Source organism: Streptomyces sp. NPDC002776 (assembly GCF_053592195.1).
On sequence record NZ_JBSFVG010000059.1, the window covers coordinates 1 to 1,647 of the forward strand.

Here is a 1,647-nt window from a genome sequence, read left to right on the forward strand (position 1 = left end):
AGAAGCCATCCGCTTACCGCTCGGCAGGCTTGATCAGTCGAACACGGTTCCTGTTCGGGTGATCCCTCGGTGGTCGGGGCATAACGGCAGGGCCTCCTGGTAGCTCGGGGTTGCGATCCCAACCGAGCAGCACCAGGAGGCCCTGTGCCGCAGTCTTTCGTGCCCGCGTCCGCGGAGTCCAACGCGCCGACACAGGAGTGTGACTGTCTCGCGCACAGGTTCGGCAACGCGGCGGACGGTCCGGAGCGCGTCCGGTGTTACGGCTCCGACCTGACGGACGCGGAGTGGCAGGCCGTCCGGCCGTTGCTGCCGGTGCCCGCGTGGCTTCAGGGGCGGGGCGGTCGGCCGGAGGGCTTCTGCCACCGTGTGATGCTGGACGCGGTGCGCTACGTGGTCGACAACGGCGTCAAGTGGGCGAACCTACCTGTGGACTTCCCGCCGTATCGGCGAGTGCACGCCTTCGCCCGCCGCTGGCAGGTCACTGGCCTACTTGCCGAGCTCCACGACCGGCTGCGCGACAAGATCCGCCAGCAGGAGGGCCGCACGGTGGACCCGACAGCCGCGATCGTGGACTCGCAGTCGGTGCGGGCGGCAGCAAATATCGCGCGCTCAACATCCGGCTGGGACGGCGGGAAGAAGGTGGGCGGCCGCAAGCGGCATCTGGTGGTGGACTGTCTCGGCCTGGTTCTGGCGGTGGTGGTGACCGCGGCGAGCGTTCAGGATCGGGATGCCGGAGTGCCGCTGCTTGAGCGGCTGCGCACGCTGTATTTCTCCATCCGGCTCGTCTGGGCGGACGGCGGCTATGCGGGCCGGCTGGTGGACTGGGCGGCCGAGACGTGCCGGCTCACCTTGGAGATCGTCAAACGCTCCGACGACACGGCGGGGTTCGTGGTGCTGCCGCGCAGGTGGGTCGTGGAGAGAACGCTGAGCTGGTTGATGCGTTCGCGTCGTCTGGTGCGTGACTACGAGACGCTGCCTACCATGCACGAGGCCATGGTGTTGTGGTCCATGACCATGCTCATGAGCGGCCGACTGGCCGGACGCCGCCCGGGTGCTTTCAGCAGGCCGGCGTCGCGAGCGCGGTGAACACCCCCGGCCGCACCTGCAGGATCCAACCCCGTTCCACCAGGCGTTTCGCCTTCGACCGCAGCCCTTCGACCTTCGCCGGAACCGCCTCCAGACCCAGGGACACGGCCAACTGCTGACACCGCAGACCTGCCCGGCCAGCGTCCGACTCCAGTACCTCCACGATGCGTTGGTAATCCGCTGCCAGGACGGACGACGCCATGCCCTCGATCCGGTGCGGCACCACCGATCCCGCCACCGCCCTTGGCGCTGGCTCCGCTGTCGCGGAGGGCGGCTCGGTCAGTACCTCGGTCACCGTGACCCGGGCATCCACCAAACGCTGAAGTGCGCGTTCCGCCTCACCGAGCGCGGCCTGCACCCGCTCAGCCTCCTCCTGCAACCGTGCGACCTCTTCCCGCACCTTCTTCACCCGGGCATCCAGCAGACCGAGCACCGACGGCACCAGCCACCTCCACGAACCAGACGAGCGGACGAATCACGCCCATCTCTCCCGCCATCAGCCGGAGTTCATGCCCACCCAAGCCGAACCAAGCGAGCACGTTCGGAAAGCGGATGGCTTCT

Annotated in this window: 2 protein-coding genes; one reads left to right on the forward strand and one right to left on the reverse strand. The window is 68.3% G+C overall.

Annotation, left to right across the window (positions count from 1 at the left end; genetic code table 11):
• Positions 1-144 precede the first annotated feature (144 nt).
• Positions 145-1,086, forward strand: a complete 942-nt coding sequence (locus ACWD11_RS35115) for an IS5 family transposase (RefSeq protein WP_451287956.1) — start codon at positions 145-147, stop codon at positions 1,084-1,086.
• Here ACWD11_RS35115 and ACWD11_RS35120 read toward each other — a convergent pair.
• Positions 1,058-1,528 (reverse strand): hypothetical protein, encoded by a 471-nt coding sequence (locus ACWD11_RS35120; protein WP_451287958.1) that lies wholly within the window; start codon positions 1,526-1,528, stop codon positions 1,058-1,060. The genes ACWD11_RS35115 and ACWD11_RS35120 overlap by 29 nt on opposite strands.
• Between the last annotated feature and the right edge of the window lie 119 nt (positions 1,529-1,647).